This is a genomic window from Pseudanabaena biceps PCC 7429 (assembly GCF_000332215.1).
In the GTDB taxonomy this organism is placed as follows: Bacteria; Cyanobacteriota; Cyanobacteriia; order Pseudanabaenales; family Pseudanabaenaceae; genus Pseudanabaena; species Pseudanabaena biceps.
On sequence record NZ_ALWB01000089.1, the window covers coordinates 1 to 21,418 of the forward strand.

Below are 21,418 nucleotides of genomic sequence, written 5' to 3' on the forward strand. Positions count from 1 at the left end.
GCAAGGCTTTTACTTTTGGGCTTTGAAAATCTGCCAGCTTAACCCGAACTGACGTTAATTAAGCCCACTTACTTAAAAAATCATAAAAATTAAAAGAGTCAAAAATTAAAAGAGTCAGTACTAGGTACTGACTCTTTTAATGAAATTCGTTGAACGTTACGAAGACTTAGACAGCTTCTAAATCCTTTTCACCAGTACGAATTCGGATAATTCGCTCTACAGGAGATACGAAAATCTTACCATCGCCAATTTCGCCAGTACGAGCGGCAGTAATGACTTTATCTACCACCATATCTACTTGGTCGTCTTCTACAACGATCTCAATTTTGAGCTTCTGTAGAAATTCAACTGTGTACTCAGAGCCACGATAGCGCTCTGTTTGTCCTTTCTGACGACCAAAACCACGTACTTCTGATACGGTCATACCGACTACGCCAGCATTTACCAGAGCAATTTTGACTTCGTCAAGCTTGAATGGACGAATGATTGCTTCAACCTTTTTCAAATTAACTCCTCCACTGATTCTTGAACTTTAATACACTTGAATCGCTACCCAAATTTGTAGCCTAGCATACTTTTTAGCATTGTCCTTGGCTTTGGCATTCAGATTGGCGTTAGGTTTGACGCTGCCATAACCACCAACGAATTACCAATTTCTCTAATTCTATCCAAACAAACATTAATGCACTAAACCCAAAGCAAATTGCCAATTCGGTTGGGGTAATCAAATGAGTACCAAAGAATCGACGGAATGGCTCCACGTAAATTAGCACTAATTGTAGGACTGTCGTCATAATTACCGATCCCCAAACATAAAGATTTGTCATCGGATTCAGCTCTATGGTTAGCTGCGTATTGGAACGAATGGCGATCGCATGCCCCATTTGGGCTAGGCAAAGAGTTGTAAACACCATCGTCGCCCATCGCTCTTTCACATAGGTTTCATTAAAGTGGGTATTGGTAAAGCCATGCGCCCAAACCATGAGCACGATCGTGATGATCGCAAGGATAATGCCAATTCTGACCATATAGGCTCCCATCCCTCTAGCAAAGATATTTTCGCGAGGATCCACAGGGGGCTTTTTCATGACATTTGGTTCGGCTGGCTCCACCGCAAGGGCAAGGGCAGGCAATCCGTCGGTAACGAGGTTCATCCAAAGGATTTGCAGAGGGCTTAAGGGCACGGTCAGACCAATTAAAGGAGCCGTCGCAATCGTAATGACTTCGCCAATATTGCTACCGAGAATATATTTGATAAAGCGTCGGATATTGGTATAGACTACGCGACCTTCTTCGGTGGCAGCGACAATAGTGGCAAAGTTATCATCGAGCAGGATCATGTCACTGGCTTCTTTGGATACGTCAGTACCCGTTATACCCATTGCGATGCCTATGTCTGCTTGTTTGAGGGCAGGAGCATCATTCACGCCATCACCTGTCATGGCAACAAATTGATGCTGCCTCTGTAGGGATTGCACGATCCGCAATTTATGTTCGGGGGAGACACGGGCATAGACGCTCACCTCTTGGACTTCGCGATCTAGATCTGTGGCACTCATCTTTTCGAGTTCTCGTCCCGTAAGGACGCGATCGCCTAATTGGGCAATTCCGAGATCCTCAGCGATCGCTTTGGCGGTGAGCTGATGATCACCAGTGATCATCACGGGGCGAATGCCTGCTTCTCGACAACGTTTTACGGCTTCGCGCACCTCTGGGCGCGGAGCATCGAGCATTCCCACCAGACCGACCCAGATTAAATTACTTTCATCACTTTCATTAAGTCCACCCTCTGGGATTTCTGGAAAGTTGCGATAGGCAAAGCCGAGTACCCGTAGACCCCGACTGGCTAGTTCATTATTTTGGGCGAGCACCTGTTGGCGCTGAAGATCGGCGATCGGATCGATGCGATCGCCAATTTGGATATGGGTACAGCATTCTAAAGTTAACTCTGGCGAACCTTTGCAAAAGAGGACATTCCCGCCATGTTCACCTTGAACTAAAACGCTCATGCGCTTACGCTCAGAGGAAAAAGGAACTTCAAACACGCGCGGCATCCGATGTTGCCATTCCGCCGCATCACACCCACCTTTACTGGCAAGCACGATCAAAGCACCTTCAGTGGGGTCGCCAATAATAATCCATTCCCCATTTTTTTGCTGCAAGATGGCATCGTTGCAAAATACACAGGCCATTAATAATTGCTGCACTTCGGGAATGTTGTTAACGGCAAAGGTCGGCTTCTCAGGCACGCCATCTATGGTAAATTCTCCGATCGGAGCATATCCATCGCCCGTTACTTGCAAGGAATGGAGCCCAGTGCGAATACCTTGCACCACCATTTTATTTTGGGTGAGCGTACCAGTTTTGTCAGAACAAATCGTGGTGACGGAGCCAAGGGTTTCCACGGCGGGCAAACGACGAATCAGGGCATTTCTCCTGACCATCCGTTGAGTCCCTAGGGCAAGGGTAACTGTTACCACCGCAGGTAGCCCTTCGGGTACAACTGCTACCGCCATACTTAGGGAAGTCTTGAGGAGTTCGCCAAAGTCACCTTTATTCAGCATTCCTCCCACAACAACTAAGCCCACTAACACTAGGGAACCAGTGACCAGTACATTCCCTAGTTGGGTCATTCTTTGCTGGAGGGGGGTATCTTCGGTTTCCACATTCTGGATGAGGGCAGCTATTTTCCCCAATTCAGTTTGCATTCCTGTTTTGGTGACTAGTACCTTGGCGCGACCCTGTACGACCTCAGTCCCTTGATAGACGCAATTTAAGCGATCGCCTAAACCTGCATCTTCCTCTAGGATGAGTTTTGCCTCCTTATTCACGGCTTCGGCTTCTCCCGTCAGAGCCGATTCCCGCACCTGTAAATTTTGTTCGTCTAGCAATCTTCCATCGGCAGCAACCTGTACTCCCGCTTCTAGGAGCATGATGTCTCCAGGTACGAGGTTCTTACCATCGATTTCGATTACTCCACCATCACGAATCACCCTGACCTTAGGCGAAGACATGCGCTTGAGAGCCGCAAGGGCTTTTTCGGCATTAGTCTCCTGCATGTAGCCGAGAATGCCATTAAGCAACACAATCGAGGAAATGGCGATCGCATCTTTAGGAAATTCGTGATCCCTGATATCGAGAATTGCCGAGACCACGGCAACTGCCATCAGCATGATCAGCATGATATTGGTGAACTGATCAATAAAAATTTGCAGTGATGATCGCCCGATTTTGGCAACTAATTCATTAGCTCCATAGCGCTGGAATCTCGTCTCAACTTCTTGGTTAGTAATTCCTTGGTCTGCGTCACTTTGTAGTAAAGCGATCGATTCATCGACATCAAGAGTATGCCAATGCGCATTAGGAGGAGCTTCAAGCTCGCGTTCTGCAATTGCCATAAATATTTTAGGGATAGACAGCTATACCCATAATACTAAAAAATAGTACTAGCCATCTTAAGAATCTTGAAGCCTACTAAGTAGCTAAGCAGCTAAGCAGCTAAGTATAAGTAAACTTAAAACCAGAGAGTGTACCGCCCGCTAAGCGGGCGGTACACTCTCTGGTTTTAGTTTTTAATTATGCCGAACTACTTACTTGAATAATTAGGCGTGCGCCTAATTATTCAAGTAGTAGATGAGTAGTGGCGCTTCGCGCCACTACTCATGTTTTGAGTTTTACGATCTAAGCAAAGCTTGCATTACGATACAATTAGGCAATGATCAAGAACCCATTTTTGCCCCAAAGACTGGTAGGCAGACAAGTTGAATTAGAAAAAATTAGTCAAATTTTATTAGCAGATGGCGATCTGCTGATCGCAGGGGTGGCCGGGAGTGGACGCAGAACTTTAGTCAAATGGGCGGCTCAAAAAGCTGGCGCGAGGATAATTACGATCGATTGTCTCAGGGCAACCGATGGCGATCGCTTTCTCAAGCTTTTAGCAGAAAGTTTGCTGCATACCTTCGATCTCCCTGAAGAATTATTAGTAATCCAGCAGTTACTCAAAGATCAGCCTGTGACCTTTGACCTCACCGAAAAATCTAAGCCTCGGCTCGTTTGGAAACTCAACTCGGTCGGAATCTGGAATCTCTTTGAGAAGTTGTTAAGTGTGCCACAGCAGATGGCGGAATGGCTGGATTGTCGGGTCGCGATCGTATTGCATAATTTTCCCCATATCCGCTCGTGGGATCGCAAAGGCGAATGGGAAGAATACCTGCGGCGGGAAATTCAACTTCAGAGTCGCGTCAGTTATATCTTAATTGCGACAGTTCCCGAACCTTGGATGCATAAGTTGAGCCTACATGTAGTCGAGCTTCCATCCCTCAGTAATGCCGAACTATGCGAATGGCTAGAACCCACAATGGGGGAAAGAGGATTGAGATTTGATCCCTCGACTACCGCCTTACAGCTTTTTACAGAATATATTCAAGGCAATCTGAGCGATGCGATCGCTTTAATTCGCCGCATCGGCATTAGCTGCATCGACCCCGATCATCCTCACAAAGAATTTCTCATTCAGCCGCACCATGTCCAGCAGAATATGCTGCATCTGATCGAAGATCTCGCCCCCACCTTTGAGTCTTTAATTATGTTATTGCCCCCTACTCAGGTGCGTGTCCTCGAAAGTTTGGCGATCGATCCTACAGTCAGCCCCCATAGCCGCGAATATATCCAAAGACATCAACTATCTAAGGGAGGCAGCTTGCAAGGAGCGCTCGATAGCTTAGAACAAAAAGGACTGGTTTATGGTGCGAAATATGGCTATCGGATTGCCCTGCCAACTTTACAGTTTTGGCTCAAGCAGCGCTTAGGATAAGCAATGCCAAACATTCAGCCCCTACCCTTAGAAGTTGTCCATCTCATCGCCGCTGGTGAAGTGATTGACTCTTTGGCAGCGGTAGTCCGCGAACTGGCGGAAAATGCGATCGATGCTAAGGCGACAAGGATCGTGATTTCGGTTTGGACGGATACCCTATCGGTACAGGTCAGTGATAATGGCTGCGGCATGACGATCAACGATTTATCCGATGCCGTCACTCCTCACACTACGAGCAAAATCAGCAGAGCTGAGGATTTATGCCATATTAAAAGCTTGGGCTTTCGCGGTGAGGCACTTTACAGTCTTGCGCAACTGGCCGATCTGAGTATCTGTAGTCGCCCGCTCCAAGAATCCCTCGGCTATCAAGCCCATTACGATGAACATGGGCAACTGCAAGCCAATCCCAAGGTGGTGGCGATCGCCACAGGTACGGTGGTGACTGTAAAAAATCTCTTTTCGCGCTATCCCAACCGATTACAATCTTTACCCAGCCATTCGCAGCAAGTGCGCAAAGTGCAGTTGCAAATTCAACAAATGGCGATCGCTAATCCGCAGATTAATTGGCAGGTCAATCTGGATCATCGTGAGTGGCTAGCCATTTGGGCAGGTGCTAATGCTAGGGAAATTTTGCCCCAAATTATTAATTCTATTCATCCCTACGATCTGTTGTATCGAGAGTTTGCGCTTACTGCCCATTCTTCTTTTGCGGGCACAGGTCATATAGCAATCACGCTAGGACTCCCCGATCGCCTATCGCGTCACCGTCCCGATTGGGTAAAAATCATTCTGAACGGTCGAGCCATTAACTTTCCCGAATTAGAACAAACCATATTTTCTAGTCTAGGGCGTACCTTACCGCGCCATCGCTTTCCAGTATGTATTGCCAGTTTAAACCTACCCTACGATCGGATTGACTGGAATCGCCATCCTGCTAAAGCGGAAGCCTACATCCAAGACTTAGCCGATATCCAAGCCCATTTAAAAGATGCGATCGCCAAGATATTGCAAATCCCCGAACCAACTTCTCCCATCAGTTACAGTAATGTCACGAACGATCTGTTACGAACTGCGGAAAGAAAGACTACTTATTTACTGCCCGCCAAACGAGAAACTTTTAGTCAGTCCCATTCTGGATTAAAAGCGATCGCTCAAGTACTAGACACCTATATTCTTGCCGAACATGTAAGCGGTTTATGGCTGATCGAACAGCATGTTGCCCACGAGCGGGTGATCTTTGAGCAGATCGAAACTCAATGGCAAATTGTGGCGATCGAGCAGCCGATTTTATTAAAGCAACTGACCGATGAAGGGATCGAATGCTTGCAAGCCTTGGGACTAGACATTGAAGTCTTTGGCTCTAATCTCTGGGCAGTGCGATCGCTACCCGAGATTTTAATCGGGCACCCAGATTGCAGCAGCATCTTGCAAGAGCTTGCCCAGCAGCAGGATCCTACCCTCGCAAGGGCAACCGCAGCCTGTCGCAGTGCCATTCGCAATGGGACAAAGCTAGAAATGAGTGTCATTCGCGATCTACTTGAGCAATGGCAACAGACCCGCAATCCCCATACTTGCCCCCACGGTCGTCCGATCTGTCTTGCTTTAGATGAATCGGATCTTGCTCGCTTCTTTCGCCGTAACTGGTTAATCTCAAAATAAGATATCTAGCTATCATACCAAATCACAAAATGGCTACGCCATTTTGTGATTTTAAAACCCTTACTGGGTTTGGTTTTTAATTCACAAATTTAATTCACAAAAGTGTTGTCACACTTTGGGGACTAATCAAAATGTTTATTGATTTCCATACCCATCGCGATCGCCAATGTCAAAATCTCGTCAACCTCCAAACCCTGCATGTCAATGTAGACTTGCAAGCCAAATCATTGCCGCCTACCTGTAGTCTGGGCTTACACCCTTGGTTTACAGATATATCATCGTGGGAAGATGCTTACAAAAATCTGGAAATATTGGCGAACTTACCAAAAGTATTAGCGATTGGAGAATGCGGACTCGATCGTAATATTGATTTACCAATGGAATTGCAAATTATAATTTTGCAAAGGCATATAGAATTAGCGGAAACATTACAAAAGCCACTGGTAATCCACTGCGTAAGGGCATTTTCAGAACTAATCGCTTTAAAGAAAACTACGAAATCTGTTATTCCTTGGATCGTTCATGGCTTTCACAAAAAAACAGAAGTCTTTCAACAATTGCTCGAACATAATTTTTACTTTTCTTTTGGCGCAGCAATTTTAAGCGATCGCGCTCCTGTAGTGCAGGCGATCGCAACTATTCCGCAGGGGCGGTTCCTGTTAGAAACCGACGATCGCGATGATATTAGTATCGAACAAATTTACGATCGCGCCGCTGCGCTGCGGCAGGTTTCCCTCGTAACTCTACAATCTCAACTAGTCGAAACTTATCACCAATTGACTAGCTTGAGTCGTATCAATCGCAGGATCGCTACTATCCATAGCGAGCCCAATCTCACTGAGTAGCTCTTGAGCGGCATTCAGCATTTCAGGTTCCAGATTTTGTAAGTCTTCCCTAGTACTGAGATAGGTTTTCAGCGCTGTCATCGGATCGAGGGCTTCCGCAGTGCTGAGATCGGGCATCCGACTCCGTGCATTTTGGCTGACAACTTCTGGAATCAGAGAATAATTATGGGCGCTTTCCATTGCTTCATGGAGTAAGCGATCGTCAATTAGTGCTAATTGTTCGGCTTTAATTTTATAAATAAGCCTCGCGATCGCCCGATCAATTTTCCCTTTTTGAATTGCTTTCAGTAACTTTGCCTGCGGATCTTCCGCTTGTGTCACATCTACTTCGATTGTCCGAAATACGCGCGTCGGAATTGGACAAAACTCAAATTTTACATTCCCCTTCTCAACTTCTAACCAGCAATAGCCCTTTGCCTCATTCTCTTCGCCAAAATCAACCCGCTCAATGCTTCCTGGATAAACCACCATTGGCTGCGTGGCAAGAATTTGATGTCGATGCACATGCCCCAACGCCACATAATCAAAGGCTGCGCGGGTTAACATCGACAATGGAATCGTAAATCCCTTGCCCGCCGCCAAAAACCTCTCTGCGCCGTAGGTTGCCGTATCCACCATTACGTGAGCCAATAAAATCGTTGGTAAGCTCGGATCGAGTTGCCGAATTTCACCTTCGATCACCACCTGTAAGCGATCAATCAGAAATTGGCTCACCTCCGCCATCGAAAATCCTTCGGTTTCAGACTTCGTGAGTAGAGTCGATCGCGTAATCCAAGGTAGGGTAATAATCTGAATCGCCCCCGCATTAGTAGAAATGCAATGGGTGGCGATCGTATCGCCTACGGTAAAATTCGGTACGGCAAGACTGCGATAAATAGCCAAACTCGCCCCACCGACTCCCTGCGAATGCTGGTCATGGTTACCAACTAATAAAACCGTGGGAATCCCTGCATCGGCAAGACGACGAAACTGCTTGGCAAAGGCTTGCTGCACCAAGGGCGGCGGCGTAGCATCAGGAAAGGCATCACCACCAAAGAGAACTAAATCGGCTGGTTCCCGAATCGCGCGATCGATACAGAGCGTTAGCGCCGCCACAAAGTCTTCAAGACGAGTATTTAAACCAGTTTGCGGATTGATCTTGCCATGGGTCGTACTACCAAGATGAATATCAGAGAGATGTAAAACTTTAATAGCCATAATTACTCCCTAGTGAACAATTAGGATTGCGCGGCTTTGCTGCGCAATCCTAATTGTTCACTTTATAGCAACGTAAGGAATAAACCCCAAAAGATGGTTGTTGAGCTCCGCGCAACAACCATCTTTTTTATGTTGACGGCAGCTATAATTTCTCCTCACAAACCCAGCGCCATAATGGATGGCTTTTACCTTTTGCTTGAATTCCTTTTACTTGCTGGGCAAGCGATCGCTTTTCACGTTGATTCAGTCCCCACAAAATCATCGAACTCTGCCAAACCAAAGTCGCTAAGGTCATTGCCACACATATCCCCAAGCCTAACATCGGCAAACGATTGTAAGCCAAAGTCATCCGCACCGCAGCCCATGTAAACGAGGCAAACCATAGCTCAATATCCGATCGCAAAGCCCAAATACTTGCCGTTCCCACGGTCAACCACAGAAAGCCGTCAAATATCCACCGCAAATAGGTTTGGACTTCGATCAGACGTTGGATTTGTCGTTCGAGAAGTGGATCAGATATTTGATCGGAATTTGTTTCAGATCGGGACTGAGCAATATTGCTGATGTCTTCTTCATTCATAACTCAGACCAAGCGTTGAGGTAAGTATATAGCGTTTCCCAGTCTATTGAATTATGGGGTTTCCTCGCTACCTTTGGTAGTGCGAAAATCATCCTCCCAAGAAGAGAAGGTTGGCACTTCGCGCCAACCTTCTCTTCTTGGGGGATTTTGTCCTTTTATAGCAATTTACAAAAGTGTTGCCACACTTTCTCATAGCCCAAAGGTAAAAGCCTTGCTAAGCAAGGCTTTTACTTTTGGGCTTTTCAAGTTTGCCAGCTTAACCCGAACTGAGTATACCAATTTCCAAAAGTGTGGCTACACTTTTGGAAATTAAAAACCAAACCCAGTAAGGGTTTTACAGCAATTATCGAGCAAACGAACCACAGGGAAATTTTTGAAAGCGTTGCTTCGCAACGCTTTCAAAAATTTCCTTGGTTTGGGTTTGAGCGCAAAGGGCTGTAAAATCACAAAATGGCTACGCCATTTTGTGATTTGGTATTACTTAGCATTATAGAAATCCTGCGTATTACAGAAAAATTAATAAGTATTTATCACTGAGTATTTCAGCTTATCAACTGCCTACTCAATAAAAAGTATCATCCCTATACTTACAGAAAAATTTGCGAGAGATATCCTCTATCCAACGGATGGGATTAACTGAACCTTAACCCCGAAGCGCTTAAGCCATCAAGGAATAGTCTAGAATTATGTTGGCATGTTAAACCACGATTAGAAATGTCAATCTATTGAGAGACGCAATAGCTTCTACAGATCTGCGAATATGGGAGAATATATTAAATTTTATAGTTTGAATTATTAGTCGATCGCCTTTTTATGCAGGTACCTTTGGCTCTATTCAAACCAGAAATTTTGATGTTTAATTACTGTTTTCTCGGTATTTTTTCGGCTTCCTCGGTTTTAAATTAATCCACTGGATATTTAGTAAGTATCACACCATGACGATCAGTATTTCTCGCCCTGTCAGCAACACTTCTGAGAACGATTCCAAAACTGCAAAAGTCCGCGAGTCTTTATCTACTAGAAAAGCAATTTCACAAATTATTCGTGAGCGGGTGATCGCAGCAGGCGATCCTTTTTTTGCCAATGACTCGATCGCTCATCACATCAGCGATACCGAACGAGAAGAGCTAAAGAAAGAAATCGAAGGAAAATTACAAGGTGTTTTTGACTCTTTAATTATCGACACAGCAAACGATCACAATACCAAAGAGACTGCCCGTCGGGTAGCGAAGATGTATGTGGATGAGGTATTCAAGGGGCGCTACCATCCCATGCCCAAGGTTACAGATTTCCCGAATGCCAAGGAACTCGACGAGATCTATACCCTTGGTCCGATTACCGTACGTTCGGCATGTTCTCATCACTTTGTCCCAATCGTCGGTCAAGCATGGATTGGGATTGTCCCAAGCGATCGCGTAATTGGCATTTCCAAGTTTAATCGTATTGTGGACTGGGTCATGAGCCGTCCTCATATCCAAGAAGAAGCTGCCATCATGGTTGCCGATACTATTGAAAACTTGATTAAGCCTAAGGGGTTAGCCTTTGTAATTAAGGCTCAGCATATGTGCATGACTTGGCGTGGAGTCAAAGAACCCGAAACCAAGATGGTTAACTCGATCGTGCGTGGTTCCTTTAGACATGACCCCCATATGAAAAAAGAATTTTTCGATCTGATTCGCGCCCACGGATTTGGCGATTCGTAAAATCCTCATTGCTTTAAATTAAAACCCAATAATCAAGTGGCGGCGCGAAGCGCCGCCACTTGATTATTGGGTTTTATATCTTAGTACACTTGGCGATAGCTATAATTTGTGAGCCCTAGCATTTATAGTGTTTTGTAGAAGATTTTATATTAAAGATAATGAAAAATTGGCTGAAGCGATCTTTGAATTTGATTTTATGTGTAGCGATCGCAAGTTGTATAAGCCTAAGTATATTGCTGGGGTCTTTCTTTGCTGGGGTACAACCCGTTCATGCCAAGCTTACCGATGACACTTACGATGGTAATATTTTTGCCCTCTATGGAGGCAATGGCTCTATTGTTCCCCCAAGGATTAGCCTCGCCCAATCCCTCGAACTAGGACGCGCCGCCATGGTAGTTTTCTACGTTGATGACAGTGCCGACTGCAAAAGATTTTCACCCATCCTCAACCTAGCCCAAGGCTTTTACGGCAAGACCATCAGTCTAATTGCAGTTCCCGTGGATAGTCTAGACTTACAAAAAAAGAACTACGCGCCTACCGAAGAAGCCTACTATTTCAAGGGTACAGTTCCCCAAACGGTACTGATTTCTGGTGATGGTAAAGTTAGCTTCGATCGCGAGGGGGTATTTGGTTTTGAAGAACTTGACTCCGCGATTCGTAACCTGCTCGGACTACCCGATGCTCCTGCCGAATTAAAATTCCGCAAAACCGATAAAGTAATCAACGAACTCAATCCTTAAGATTATCAATCTTATAGGTAAGGATGGGTGACGCTTCGCGTCGCCCATCCTTACCATATAAATCCTTAATCCATCAGTCTCTTTATATTTTTATATTCCTATGGCATTAGATCCAGACATTATTACCCCCGATCCAGCGATCGCTGAGGAGCTGATTCTAGAATCCACCGATCTAGAGCGAATTCGTCAAGAATTAGCCGTCCTCGCTCAAAAATTATCAATCCCCCAGATCGAAAAACATTTATTTCTATGCGCCGATCAGACTAAACCGATCTGCTGTCCCAAGGAAGCAGGGCTGCAAGCATGGGACTATCTCAAGCGCCGTATCAAAGAACTGAATCTCGAAGCAAAAATCTTTCGGACTAAAACTAATTGCCTGCGCGTATGCGATCGCGGACCAATCTTGCTAGTCTATCCCGATGGTGTTTGGTATCATTCCGCAACACCAGAGTTGCTAGAGCGTATCCTACAAGAACATATTATTGGTGGCACAATCGTCTCAGACTATGCCTTTGTCGCACCAACCATACCTACAACCGTAGCTACAACTATGTAAAGCTATGTAAAGCTATGTAAGAAGTCTGTTAAGAAGTCTTACTAAGACTTCGTGATTAAGAATTTTTTGCCAAAAAATTCTTAGATGGTATTTTGCCTAATATTTCGTTCAATATATTTCGTTCAATAGTAGTAAAAAATCTGATTTTCTTGTTTGCCTGCCTATTGAGAAAGAGCGGCTTTGCGAGATTCAAATAGCTGTAAAACTGCCCCCTTAATGGTTGACATCACATAGGGATCGCAACTTGCAATTAATTCTTCAGAGGTAAAATTACCTTTAAAAAACTCCTTGGATAATAGGAGCATCCGTTGCATTTCCGAAAATCCGAGGGACTTAACCATAAAAGTAGCCACGGGTGAATTCTTGACATCGTAACTAGAATCAACCGTTCTCCCTTTATCTAAAAGCTCTAATACCTCAGCTTCAATCGGTGTTGATGGCTGATGAGGCGTATCGATTTCGGGTAAAAATTGTTCTAAGCCGATCACTGGCGTATCTTCGAGCGGTAGCTCACCCATCATTGTGGAGAGGGAAATGTCCCGCCCAATCCGAAAGGACAATGCTTCTAAAACAGCGATCGAGGTTAATTTTGTGCCTAAGTACAGCCTTGACACTTCTAAGTTTTGCTTGGTTTGAGCGAGGAGCTTGTAATAGTTTTTCTCACTAGGCTCATCCCGATAGCGCCTAAATACGATTTCGGGAGAAAGGAAGTTCATAAATCCTTCCATCTTTTGGATAGAAACTCGATAGCCATGCACACTATAGGAGTTAACATTCTTCAGATCGTGATTTGTCTCTGGAATTAGATTCCAAGTGTTATTGAGAAATCGTGAAGAATTAGGGCTAGCAAAGTTTTCTACATCGCGGTTCGAGAGACGTACGGCTCTTTTGACAATTTCCGCGATTTCGGGATCATTCCAGCCAAACTGAAAGACCTCATTTGCCTCAACTAAACGACCAAAAAGCAGATCAGAACAGGTCAACCCAGATTCTAGCTGCGGGCGAAAAGGAATAGTTGCTTCGATACAAGCTGCAATCTCAGTCAGTCTTGTTAAGGGCAACATATTTTCTAGTGCTTTTATTGCAATTAAGGCACTAAGAAACTCATTTTGCCCAGACATTGGTAATAGGGGCTGTCCGTGCTGAAAGCCAAACAGCATGATTACCATCTTAAAAGCGACATCTTCTTGCAATTCGGGAGGCTCGAGAATGACGAGCTGCTCGCGATCCTGTTTGATGTAGGGAGAAATATACCGACTGATATTAACGCTGATGCCTTGATCGACTTGTACGTACACCAGATCGTGAAATAATGCTGATATTACCTCGATCGCATCACCCCCTTCCCCAACCTCAAAAATGTGATTGGGCGTATGGAAAGACCGCCAAGGACCAGTCATGGTCTGAATAATCAAATTGGAGATTTTGGTCAATTGCTCTCGGTTCGCCTGACCATTTAAGTCTGCGATCGCTTGAATTAAGCAATCTAGACATTTTTGTTTATCCTTTGCAGTACTCATCCAATCCTCTCCGAATTTAACATCTTCGTGTTTACAGCATTTTTCCGAGCATCTCAACCACAAAATGTTGTTGATATAGCGTTGTTTTAGTTTGTTTATGGAGAACTAAAACGGCAAAAGCTTTACAGGGTTTAATTTTTTGCACTTGATCGGGAGCCTTGATTCCCTTGAAAAGGACTATAGCCTAGACATTTAGTGACCAGTACCTGATGATTTGTCGTTAATTCGTGGATATTTATATAAGCGCATTGCACTGAAGGCTTTATGTTGCATAAAACTTAAACCGAGTTGTATTGATGACTGATTGGATTTGGTTAGTGTTGCCCAAGTACTTTAAGTAATTCAGGGGTAGACAAAAGAGACCACTATCTATCCTTAACATATTAATACGGCTCTCTAAAGATGACTGAAAATCTAACATAATCTGTCGATCTATCAGCGTAAGTAGTAGATTTTCTCGACCATTACTCATGATTCATCAAGTTTGGGCTTATGTATATCGTTAGTTTGGCTTGCAAAAGCTAGTAGAATCTAGCTTTTTGCGATCAAGTAGGGGGGATCGTGGTAGTCATTTACCCAAGTATCAAGTATCAACTATCAGGTCTCAAGTTACAGCACGAAGCGCCGTAACTCTATGCATGGGTTTTATGTCTTAACTTAACGTGAGTTCGGGATAAAGTGAAACATCGTTTGAAGCATCGTTGCCATCTTTTGGGTTTTATGTCCTGATGATATACTTGACACAGCTATCAATCGGGATAGCCATCAATCGGGGAAGACAAACTTGCCACTAGTGTCACCAATAATGTCAAAACGAATTAGCGATCGCTTGGTGCTATCCAATGGCATTGTGGTTTTAGTAACCGAAAACCCCACGGTAGATATTATTGCTGCGCGCTGCTTTTTTGCAGGGGGAGAGATGGTTCAAACCGCTGAAAAATCAGGGCTAACGCACCTAGCAGCTTCGCTGATGACAAGGGGAACCACAAAGTATTCTTCCCTCGAAATTGCGGAGCAGGTAGAGTCTATTGGTGCATCCCTTGGGACGGAATGTTCTAGCGACTATTTCTTGTTGTCATTAAAAACGATTGCTGCGGACTTTCAAGATATGTTGTTGCTGGGAGCGGAGATTTTACGATCGCCTAGTTATCCCAATAGCGAACTCGATCTGGAGAGGCGTTTGACAATCCAATCGATCCGAGCGCAGCAGGAACGCCCCTTAACCATTGCATACGAGGGCTTACAACATTTGATGTATGGGGATCATCCCTACGGCTTTTCTAGCCTTGGTACGGAATTGTCGGTTAGTAATCTTACTCGGCAAGATCTCGTTGATTTTCACCATACCTATTTACGCCCCGATCAGATGGTGGTGAGCATTGCAGGGAATATTTCGATAGAGCGGGCGATTGCAATGGTCGAAGAAGTCTTTGGCGATTGGCAAAACCCCGACCAATCCTTTGCGATCAATGTGCCATCACCCAACTTTCAACCCTTGCTTGTTACCCACGAGCAGGATACCCAACAGGCGATTGTCATGATTGGCTATCCTGCCCCCTCGGTAAGTTCTCCAGACTATGCCGCCCTTAAAATTATCTCGACCTATCTGGGCAATGGTTTATCGAGCCGCTTGTTTGTGGAACTGCGGGAAAAGCGGGGACTTGCCTACGAAGTATCAGCCTTTTATCCTACTCGTCTCGATACCTCACAATTTGTTGCCTATATCGGTACGGCTTCCCACAATACGGGGACGGCGTTGACAGGTTTGCGCCATGAATGCGAGCGCCTTGCTACAGTAGCAATCACCGAAGCTGAATTGGCAGTTTGTAAAAGTAAGCTATTAGGACAATATGCTCTCGGCAAGCAAACCAATGGTCAAATTGCTCAGGTATATGGTTGGTATGAGGTAATGGGGTTAGGTTTAGAGTTCGATCGCCAATTTGTTGAAGCGATCGAAGCTGTTACTGAAGCCGATGTCCAACAGGCTGCCCAAAAATATTTTGGAACGCCAGCGATTTCGGTAATTGGTTCGTCAGAAGCTTTGCAGCAATTAATCTAGTACTCTAGTAATACCAATTCCCAAAATGGCAACGCCATTTTGGGAATTTCAAAACCTTACTGGGTTTGTTTTTTAATTCACTGAAGTGTTGGCTCACTTCAGTGAATTGGTATAACTACAACTTTTGTCTCAGAGCCTCAAAGCTGTCACTGAGCTCAGCGATCGCTACTGCTTCTTGATCGCCCGACTCTAGCCATTTGATTTGGACTTGTCCTGCTTCGATTTCGCTATCACCGATGACAACAGCAGCTTTCGCATTGGCATTACTAGCGCGTTTGAATTGCTTATCAAACTTCGCTCCACTGAGATCGAGTTCCACTGTAAATCCTACTTTGCGGAGGGTTTGAGCAATGGATAGAGACTTCGCTTCCGCCTGTTCGCCTCGCGAAATGACATAGAAATCGATCGCTGCTTGTTTTTGCTCGGCAACCTGTTGCATGAGAATGACCAAACGCTCTAAACCGATCGCCCAACCCACAGCAGGTACATCCGCGCCACCGAGTTCCGCAATCAAGCGATCGTAGCGTCCACCTCCACAAACTGCTGACTGTGCACCGAGTTGATTGGACTGGATTTCAAAGGCAGTACGGGTGTAATAGTCTAAGCCCCGCACCAGACGAGGATTAATGCGATAGGAAATCTGCAAATCCGTTAAGAGATTTTGGACTTGCTCGAAATGCTGTTGGGATTCAGAGCTTAAATAATCGAGGATGCTCGGTGCATCTTGGGATATTTCTTGCGTGCGCTTATCTTTGCTATCGAGAATTCTTAAAGGATTGCGCGTGAGGCGATCGCGAGAATCGGCATCAATTTCTTCAATAAAAGGCGTGAAATATTCCACAAGGGCAGCGCGATAGGCTACCCGATCTTCAGAACTCCCCACAGAGTTAATGTCAACGACAAGATCGGTTAGACCCACTGCTTGTAAAAAATCACTAGCGATCGCGATCGCTTCCGCGTCAGCACGCGGATCGGCACTGCCAATCACCTCGATACCTAACTGGTGAAATTGACGTTGACGACCAGCTTGGGGACGTTCGTAACGAAACATCGCACCTTTGTACCACAGACGCTGTACCCCACCCTGAGCAAATAGCTTGTTTTCGATATAGGAACGGGCTACTCCCGCCGTGCCTTCAGGTCGCAAAGTCAAAGAACGATCGCCGCGATCGTTAAAGGTATACATTTCTTTGCCCACAATATCCGTAGCTTCACCAATACCCCGCGCAAATAGCTCCGTCGCCTCAAAAATCGGAGTGCGAATTTCGGTATAGGCAGCTTGGGTGAGAACTTGTCTTGCGGCGGATTCTAACTGTTGCCAGTAATAAATTTCGGGAGCAAGGATATCGCGAGTGCCGCGAGTGACCTGAAGTGAAGTCATGGATACAAATAGAGTCTATGATGTTATTCCAGAATACAGAATTTCTGCCCATGAAAATCTAAAAATTAAGAACCATTCCTGATTCTCGCCTAGTTTTTAGATTTTGCGCTCACCAAATTCAGAAGCGCAAACCACCAGAAAGGTTTGTCAATCACAGGAACCAACTCCCCACATTCCCCCAAACAGTCAGCACCCATTTACTTATCAACTTTTCTGTCTCTTTTATAGCAATGAAAAGCTTGTTGAGGACATAAAACCCAAAAGATGGGTGGCAGCGCTCCGCGCTGCCACCCATCTTTTGGGTTTTATCGGTTGTGTTGCGATGACACTTGTAATAACCAATCTATGTTGTTAGAATCTAACCCAAACGGAGGGTGAGAATTTATTGAAAATTAGTTATTACAAATCTTAGGGAGCTAAACTACAGGAAACTTTTTTAATATAGTCCTTGCCATACTTTTAGGCAGTTGATAATTTAGAGATCTACCATTATTTGTAGGAGTAATTCATAAGTTACCCCTAGATTTCTTGATGATTCAAGCATCGATTGAGCCATAAGAGCATGTTTTAATATTGATATAAACAATGGCACAATCTCAACTCGTGATAGGGCATGAGTTTTACGTTCTTCACACCATTTCCGACTGCTTGAAAACTGTAATAAGTTACTAAATCATAATTATTAAATTATTCAAATGATCCAAATTCTTGATTCGACACTCAGGGAAGGAGAACAAGCTCCAGGGGTTTATTTTTCGCCTACCATCAAGTTGGCGATCGCCCAACTTTTAGATCGCATTGGGATTGATATTATCGAAGTTGGTAACCCTGCCGTAGATCCAGAAATTGCCCTAGCGATTACAAATATTGCTAAGGCGGGACTAAAAGCAAAAATTGGCGCTCACTCCCTATGTCGATTAAAGGATGTCCAAAAAGCCTTGGATTGTGACATTGACTTTTTGGGGGTATTTTTGGGTATTTCGCAAAAACGCTTGGAGCAGGATTACGCGATCAGTTTAGGGACTGCCATCGAACGGATTGTAGAAGTGATTAGCTATGCAAGAAGCCAACAACCAGATCTAATCATTCGCTATACCCCCGAAGATACCGTGCGATCGCCCATAGAAAATGCGATCGCCGCCGCCAGTGCAGCCGTCCAAGCAGGCGCAAATATCATCAGCATTGCGGATACAACTGGTTACGCCACTCCATTCCATCCCCAACGGTGCATTGCTCGCTATGTCACAACCATCAAAGAAGCGCTCGCCGCTCGCCATCTGTACCCCAAAATTGAAGTCCATTGCCACAACGATCGCGGTTTAGCTTTAGCCAATGGGCTAGATGCTTACCATGCGGGAGCCGATATCATTGATGTTAGCGTTATGGGTATTGGCGAACGTGCGGGAATTATCGATATAGGAACAATCCTTGCCAACTTAATCGAAATCAATCCAGAAGAGAAGCATTGGCAACTAGAACATTTAAAAGAGTTATATTGTCTAGTCAGCCAGCATTCCCACATTCCAATTTCCCCGCACCATCCTTTAGTGGGTAAAAATGCCTTTACTCACTATGCAGGAGTTCATGTCAGCGCGATCGCTAAAGATGAGAGTCTTTATCAAAGCCTCGATCCCAAAAATTTAGGCATTAAAAGCGATATTGCCTTAGGAATGCAATCGGGAATCAGTGCCATCTCCCTCGCTCTCAAACAGATCGATCGCGAAGAATTAATTGGCGATCGCGATTTAGTTGCCAAAATCCTAAAGGAAATTAAAGAGATATCAAAGCGAGGAACACCAATCAATATTGAAAGAGAGTTACCTTTGATTGTGGAATCTTGTTCCTCAATTAATCAATCAATCAATGAGATGATCGGTATTTTGTAGTAGTTAAGCCGAAAAGATGAGTGGCGGCTCGAAGCACCGCCACTCATCTTTTCACTTCTATTTCCTAAACAAATTTAATTTCTAAAAACTAGATTTTATTCTTTAACTATTTATTTAAATAATTAGCTAGGATCAGAGAGAATACCGCCCGCTATGCGGGCGGTATTCTCTTCTAGGTTTTAAGTTTAATTATACCTAGCTACTTAGTTATTTAAATGATAGTTTTATTTAACGATAATTCTTTAACTATAATGATGTATTTAAACAACCTATTTAAATAGGTTGTTTAAATAATGGACTTAAGTAACTAGGTGTAATTAAATATAAAAAGCCAAAAATGCTGACTCTTGATACCCTCGCGTCAGAGATTTTGGCTCTGGTTTCTAACTATGCCTAGTCCCTTCGCAGTTTTATAACCAAAATCAAATAACTAGCCGATCGCTAATAGAAATTCAACATGACCGCCCACGAATCACAACAATTAGATACGACATTAAATCTCGATACGCAATTAGATACGCAATTAGATACGCAATTAGATATTAAGCATCCCGATCAGGACGATCGCCAAAATACAAATAAGTGGTGGACAATTACGGGGATTGGGCTTGGGGTATTCATTTTTGCCTTAGATGTCTATATCGTCAATCTGGCTCTCCCCTCCATGATTGAGTCCCTCCATACCAGTTTTGCGGTGATTCAATGGGTTGTGCTCAGCTACCTATTAGTGATCGCAATTACAGTTTTAAGCATCTCCAAGTTAGGTGATATGTGGAGTAAAAAGAAACTATACCTGATCGGGATGATTATTTTTACACTCAGTTCCCTAGGCTGTGGGCTATCGTCAACCGTGGAGATGCTAATCATCTTTCGCGCCATTCAAGGGCTGGGAGCCGCATTTTTATCGGGTTTAGGCACGGCAATTATTGTCGAAGCCTTTCCCCCCGAACAAAGGGGCTTAAGCTTGGGGATTCGGGCTGGGGTATATGGTTTGGGAATTACCCTAGGACCCACAATTGGAGGACTGCTCTTGGCTTTGGGGGATTGGAAATTGATCTTTTTGATTAATGTGCCAATTGGTCTAATCGGGATCGCGATCGTCGCTCGCTTTGTCCCACCATCAGTGATTCGCGAAACTTCTAAAAGTTTTGATATTTTAGGGACATTGCTGCTCACGCTAACCCTGACTTGCTTTACGGTGGGCATTACCCTATCACAAAATAATAGCCTTGATGCCAGCCTTGTTGGTTATCTATTTGCCCTAGCGATCGCGGGTTTTATTAGTTTCTTGATCGTAGAAACGAGCCAAGAACAGCCCATGCTCGACTTAAATATATTTAGATCGCGGGAATTTAGTGTCGGACTAATCCTCAGATTTATCGGCAATCTCGTCATGGCAGGGGTCATCTTTATTCTGCCCTTTTTCCTGCAATTGATTAAGCAATATCCCACCGAAAAAGCGGGACTATTACTAGCGATTCCTCCAGTCATTATCTCAATAACTGCACCAATCTCAGGAACTCTTGCTGATCGCTTCGGAGGACGTTTAATTAGCTTCATTGGCTTGTGTTTAATCGGAATGAGCTGCATCTTTTTTAGTACGTTCGATGCCGATTCTTCCATACTCAATTATGTCCTAGCGATCGCCCCCTACGCCCTAGGCGTTGGCATCTTTCAATCGCCTAATAACAGCATAATTATGGGAGCCGCCCCAGCCAAGCAATTAGGCGTTGCCTCTGGGCTACTTTCCTTATCAAGAATTTTGGGGCAAGCTGTGGGTGTGCCCATAGTAGGTTCCATTTTCTCCTTAGTAACGATCGCCGCCGCTAAACTTGCCTTTGATGTCGATGTCACCGCAGCCCCCATTGATTCACTGGTGGCAGGTATGCATACTACATTTCAAGCTATTGCCGCATTTCTATTTATCGCCACATTATTTACAACTTGTTTCTGGTGGCTAGATCGTTTTGGGACTAAACAAGCTAACCAAGAAACAACCTTAAAAAAATGACTTACAGCGCATTGCGCTCAAACCCAAACCAAGGAAATTTTTGAAAGCGTTGCTTTGCAACGCTTTCAAAAATTTCCTTGTGTTTCATTTGATCGATAAGTGTTGTAAGTTCATTTAATCAAATATATAATAGATTTTGGGATTCTTGGCTAGTTATAGTGAGCTTTGCTAACAACTATAGCTACCGCCAATAGATATTATCCAAGAAGAAGATTCTGCCCATTACTCAGTATGTGGATTGCCCCCAATGAGGGGGCAAAATTCTGGTTGTCAGTACTCACTGAAATTCGTAATCGTGAGGTCAAAGATATTTTGATGGCTTACGTTGATGGCTTGGCAGGATTTCCTAATGCGGTAGTCCTAAAAAGGAAAGGATGACCGAGCAGGTAAAGAAGTGTTGTAATGATGAATAAAATTCCAAATGGCCCCAATGTGATTTTCCAACTTCTTAGAAAAGGATAAGGTCTT

At 44.4% G+C, this 21,418-nt stretch carries 15 protein-coding genes and 2 pseudogenes; 10 read left to right on the forward strand and 7 right to left on the reverse strand.

What is annotated here, in order from left to right; all coding sequences use genetic code 11:
• Window positions 1-166: 166 nt before the first annotated feature.
• Both PSE7429_RS11405 and PSE7429_RS11410 read right to left on the reverse strand, forming a co-directional pair.
• Complete coding sequence (locus PSE7429_RS11405; RefSeq protein WP_009627341.1) at window positions 167-505, reverse strand: P-II family nitrogen regulator; 339 nt, start codon at window positions 503-505, stop codon at window positions 167-169.
• A gap of 109 nt (window positions 506-614) precedes the next feature.
• Complete coding sequence (locus PSE7429_RS11410) at window positions 615-3,398, reverse strand: cation-translocating P-type ATPase (RefSeq protein WP_009627342.1); 2,784 nt, start codon at window positions 3,396-3,398, stop codon at window positions 615-617.
• Between the two features lie 317 nt (window positions 3,399-3,715).
• Here PSE7429_RS11410 and PSE7429_RS11415 point away from each other — a divergent pair, with 317 nt between their 5' ends.
• The 3 genes from PSE7429_RS11415 to PSE7429_RS11425 all read left to right on the forward strand — a co-directional run bounded on the left by PSE7429_RS11415 (window position 3,716) and on the right by PSE7429_RS11425 (window position 7,317).
• The gene (locus PSE7429_RS11415; protein ID WP_009627343.1) at window positions 3,716-4,813 is read left to right on the forward strand and encodes a Cdc6/Cdc18 family protein; all 1,098 of its coding nucleotides are present in this window, start codon (window positions 3,716-3,718) and stop codon (window positions 4,811-4,813) included.
• A gap of 3 nt (window positions 4,814-4,816) precedes the next feature.
• Window positions 4,817-6,472, forward strand: a complete 1,656-nt coding sequence (mutL, locus tag PSE7429_RS11420; protein ID WP_009627344.1) for a DNA mismatch repair endonuclease MutL — start codon at window positions 4,817-4,819, stop codon at window positions 6,470-6,472.
• Between the two features lie 131 nt (window positions 6,473-6,603).
• A complete protein-coding gene (locus PSE7429_RS11425) occupies window positions 6,604-7,317 on the forward strand; it encodes a TatD family hydrolase (RefSeq protein WP_009627345.1) in 714 nt (237 codons plus the stop codon).
• Here PSE7429_RS11425 and sbcD read toward each other — a convergent pair.
• Window positions 7,228-8,514 carry an exonuclease subunit SbcD gene (sbcD, locus tag PSE7429_RS11430; RefSeq protein ID WP_009627346.1) on the reverse strand — a complete coding sequence of 429 codons (1,287 nt, stop codon included), beginning with the start codon at window positions 8,512-8,514 and terminating at the stop codon, window positions 7,228-7,230. The two genes, PSE7429_RS11425 and sbcD, sit on opposite strands and share 90 nt — an antisense overlap.
• Window positions 8,515-8,656: 142 nt before the next feature.
• Window positions 8,657-9,094, reverse strand: coding sequence for a hypothetical protein (locus PSE7429_RS11435; protein ID WP_009627347.1), 438 nt, complete (start codon window positions 9,092-9,094; stop codon window positions 8,657-8,659).
• A 935-nt stretch (window positions 9,095-10,029) separates the two neighbouring features.
• Here PSE7429_RS11435 and folE point away from each other — a divergent pair.
• The 3 genes from folE to PSE7429_RS11450 all read left to right on the forward strand — a co-directional run bounded on the left by folE (window position 10,030) and on the right by PSE7429_RS11450 (window position 12,093).
• On the forward strand, window positions 10,030-10,797 hold the full coding sequence (gene folE / locus PSE7429_RS11440; protein ID WP_009627348.1) for a GTP cyclohydrolase I: 768 nt from the start codon (window positions 10,030-10,032) through the stop codon (window positions 10,795-10,797).
• Window positions 10,798-10,955: 158 nt separating this feature from the next.
• Window positions 10,956-11,537, forward strand: coding sequence for a thylakoid membrane photosystem I accumulation factor (locus tag PSE7429_RS11445; protein ID WP_009627349.1), 582 nt, complete (start codon window positions 10,956-10,958; stop codon window positions 11,535-11,537).
• A gap of 100 nt (window positions 11,538-11,637) precedes the next feature.
• On the forward strand, window positions 11,638-12,093 hold the full coding sequence (locus tag PSE7429_RS11450; protein ID WP_009627350.1) for a (2Fe-2S) ferredoxin domain-containing protein: 456 nt from the start codon (window positions 11,638-11,640) through the stop codon (window positions 12,091-12,093).
• 161 nt (window positions 12,094-12,254) lie between these two features.
• Here PSE7429_RS11450 and PSE7429_RS11455 read toward each other — a convergent pair whose 3' ends face one another.
• Window positions 12,255-13,613, reverse strand: a complete 1,359-nt coding sequence (locus PSE7429_RS11455) for a hypothetical protein (protein ID WP_009627351.1) — start codon at window positions 13,611-13,613, stop codon at window positions 12,255-12,257.
• 805 nt (window positions 13,614-14,418) lie between these two features.
• On the opposite strand from PSE7429_RS11455, the gene PSE7429_RS11460 reads away from it, so the two are divergent.
• The gene (locus PSE7429_RS11460; protein WP_009627353.1) at window positions 14,419-15,672 is read left to right on the forward strand and encodes a M16 family metallopeptidase; all 1,254 of its coding nucleotides are present in this window, start codon (window positions 14,419-14,421) and stop codon (window positions 15,670-15,672) included.
• Between the two features lie 115 nt (window positions 15,673-15,787).
• On the opposite strand, the gene hisS is transcribed toward PSE7429_RS11460, so the two are convergent.
• A complete protein-coding gene (gene hisS, locus PSE7429_RS11465; protein WP_009627354.1) occupies window positions 15,788-17,053 on the reverse strand; it encodes a histidine--tRNA ligase in 1,266 nt (421 codons plus the stop codon).
• 695 nt (window positions 17,054-17,748) lie between these two features.
• On the opposite strand from hisS, the gene PSE7429_RS11470 reads away from it, so the two are divergent.
• From PSE7429_RS11470 to PSE7429_RS24410, 3 genes and pseudogenes are all read left to right on the forward strand, one after another.
• Entirely contained in the window at window positions 17,749-18,939 is a 1,191-nt protein-coding gene (locus PSE7429_RS11470) for a LeuA family protein (protein WP_009627355.1), read from the forward strand.
• 457 nt (window positions 18,940-19,396) lie between these two features.
• The gene (locus PSE7429_RS11475) at window positions 19,397-20,950 is read left to right on the forward strand and encodes an MFS transporter (RefSeq protein WP_009627356.1); all 1,554 of its coding nucleotides are present in this window, start codon (window positions 19,397-19,399) and stop codon (window positions 20,948-20,950) included.
• A gap of 222 nt (window positions 20,951-21,172) precedes the next feature.
• A pseudogene (locus PSE7429_RS24410) lies at window positions 21,173-21,307 on the forward strand (transposase); the annotation flags it as partial.
• 3 nt (window positions 21,308-21,310) lie between these two features.
• On the opposite strand, the pseudogene PSE7429_RS28165 reads toward PSE7429_RS24410, so the two are convergent.
• Window positions 21,311-21,418 (reverse strand): annotated as a pseudogene (locus PSE7429_RS28165) (IS1 family transposase); the annotation flags it as partial.

Excerpts from the sequence above, each read along its gene's own strand:
- PSE7429_RS11460 (WP_009627353.1), top strand. The coding sequence starts at position 14,419 with ATGTCAAAACGAATTAGCGATCGCTTGGTGCTATCCAATGGCATTGTG.
- PSE7429_RS11445 (WP_009627349.1), top strand. The coding sequence starts at position 10,956 with ATGAAAAATTGGCTGAAGCGATCTTTGAATTTGATTTTATGTGTAGCG.
- folE (WP_009627348.1), top strand. The coding sequence starts at position 10,030 with ATGACGATCAGTATTTCTCGCCCTGTCAGCAACACTTCTGAGAACGAT.
- PSE7429_RS11475 (WP_009627356.1), top strand. The coding sequence starts at position 19,397 with ATGACCGCCCACGAATCACAACAATTAGATACGACATTAAATCTCGAT.
- PSE7429_RS11415 (WP_009627343.1), top strand. The coding sequence starts at position 3,716 with ATGATCAAGAACCCATTTTTGCCCCAAAGACTGGTAGGCAGACAAGTT.
- PSE7429_RS11435 (WP_009627347.1), bottom strand. The coding sequence starts at position 9,094 with ATGAATGAAGAAGACATCAGCAATATTGCTCAGTCCCGATCTGAAACA.
- PSE7429_RS11455 (WP_009627351.1), bottom strand. The coding sequence starts at position 13,613 with ATGAGTACTGCAAAGGATAAACAAAAATGTCTAGATTGCTTAATTCAA.
- PSE7429_RS11450 (WP_009627350.1), top strand. The coding sequence starts at position 11,638 with ATGGCATTAGATCCAGACATTATTACCCCCGATCCAGCGATCGCTGAG.
- sbcD (WP_009627346.1), bottom strand. The coding sequence starts at position 8,514 with ATGGCTATTAAAGTTTTACATCTCTCTGATATTCATCTTGGTAGTACG.
- hisS (WP_009627354.1), bottom strand. The coding sequence starts at position 17,053 with ATGACTTCACTTCAGGTCACTCGCGGCACTCGCGATATCCTTGCTCCC.
- PSE7429_RS11470 (WP_009627355.1), top strand. The coding sequence starts at position 17,749 with ATGATCCAAATTCTTGATTCGACACTCAGGGAAGGAGAACAAGCTCCA.
- mutL (WP_009627344.1), top strand. The coding sequence starts at position 4,817 with ATGCCAAACATTCAGCCCCTACCCTTAGAAGTTGTCCATCTCATCGCC.
- PSE7429_RS11425 (WP_009627345.1), top strand. The coding sequence starts at position 6,604 with ATGTTTATTGATTTCCATACCCATCGCGATCGCCAATGTCAAAATCTC.
- PSE7429_RS11410 (WP_009627342.1), bottom strand. The coding sequence starts at position 3,398 with ATGGCAATTGCAGAACGCGAGCTTGAAGCTCCTCCTAATGCGCATTGG.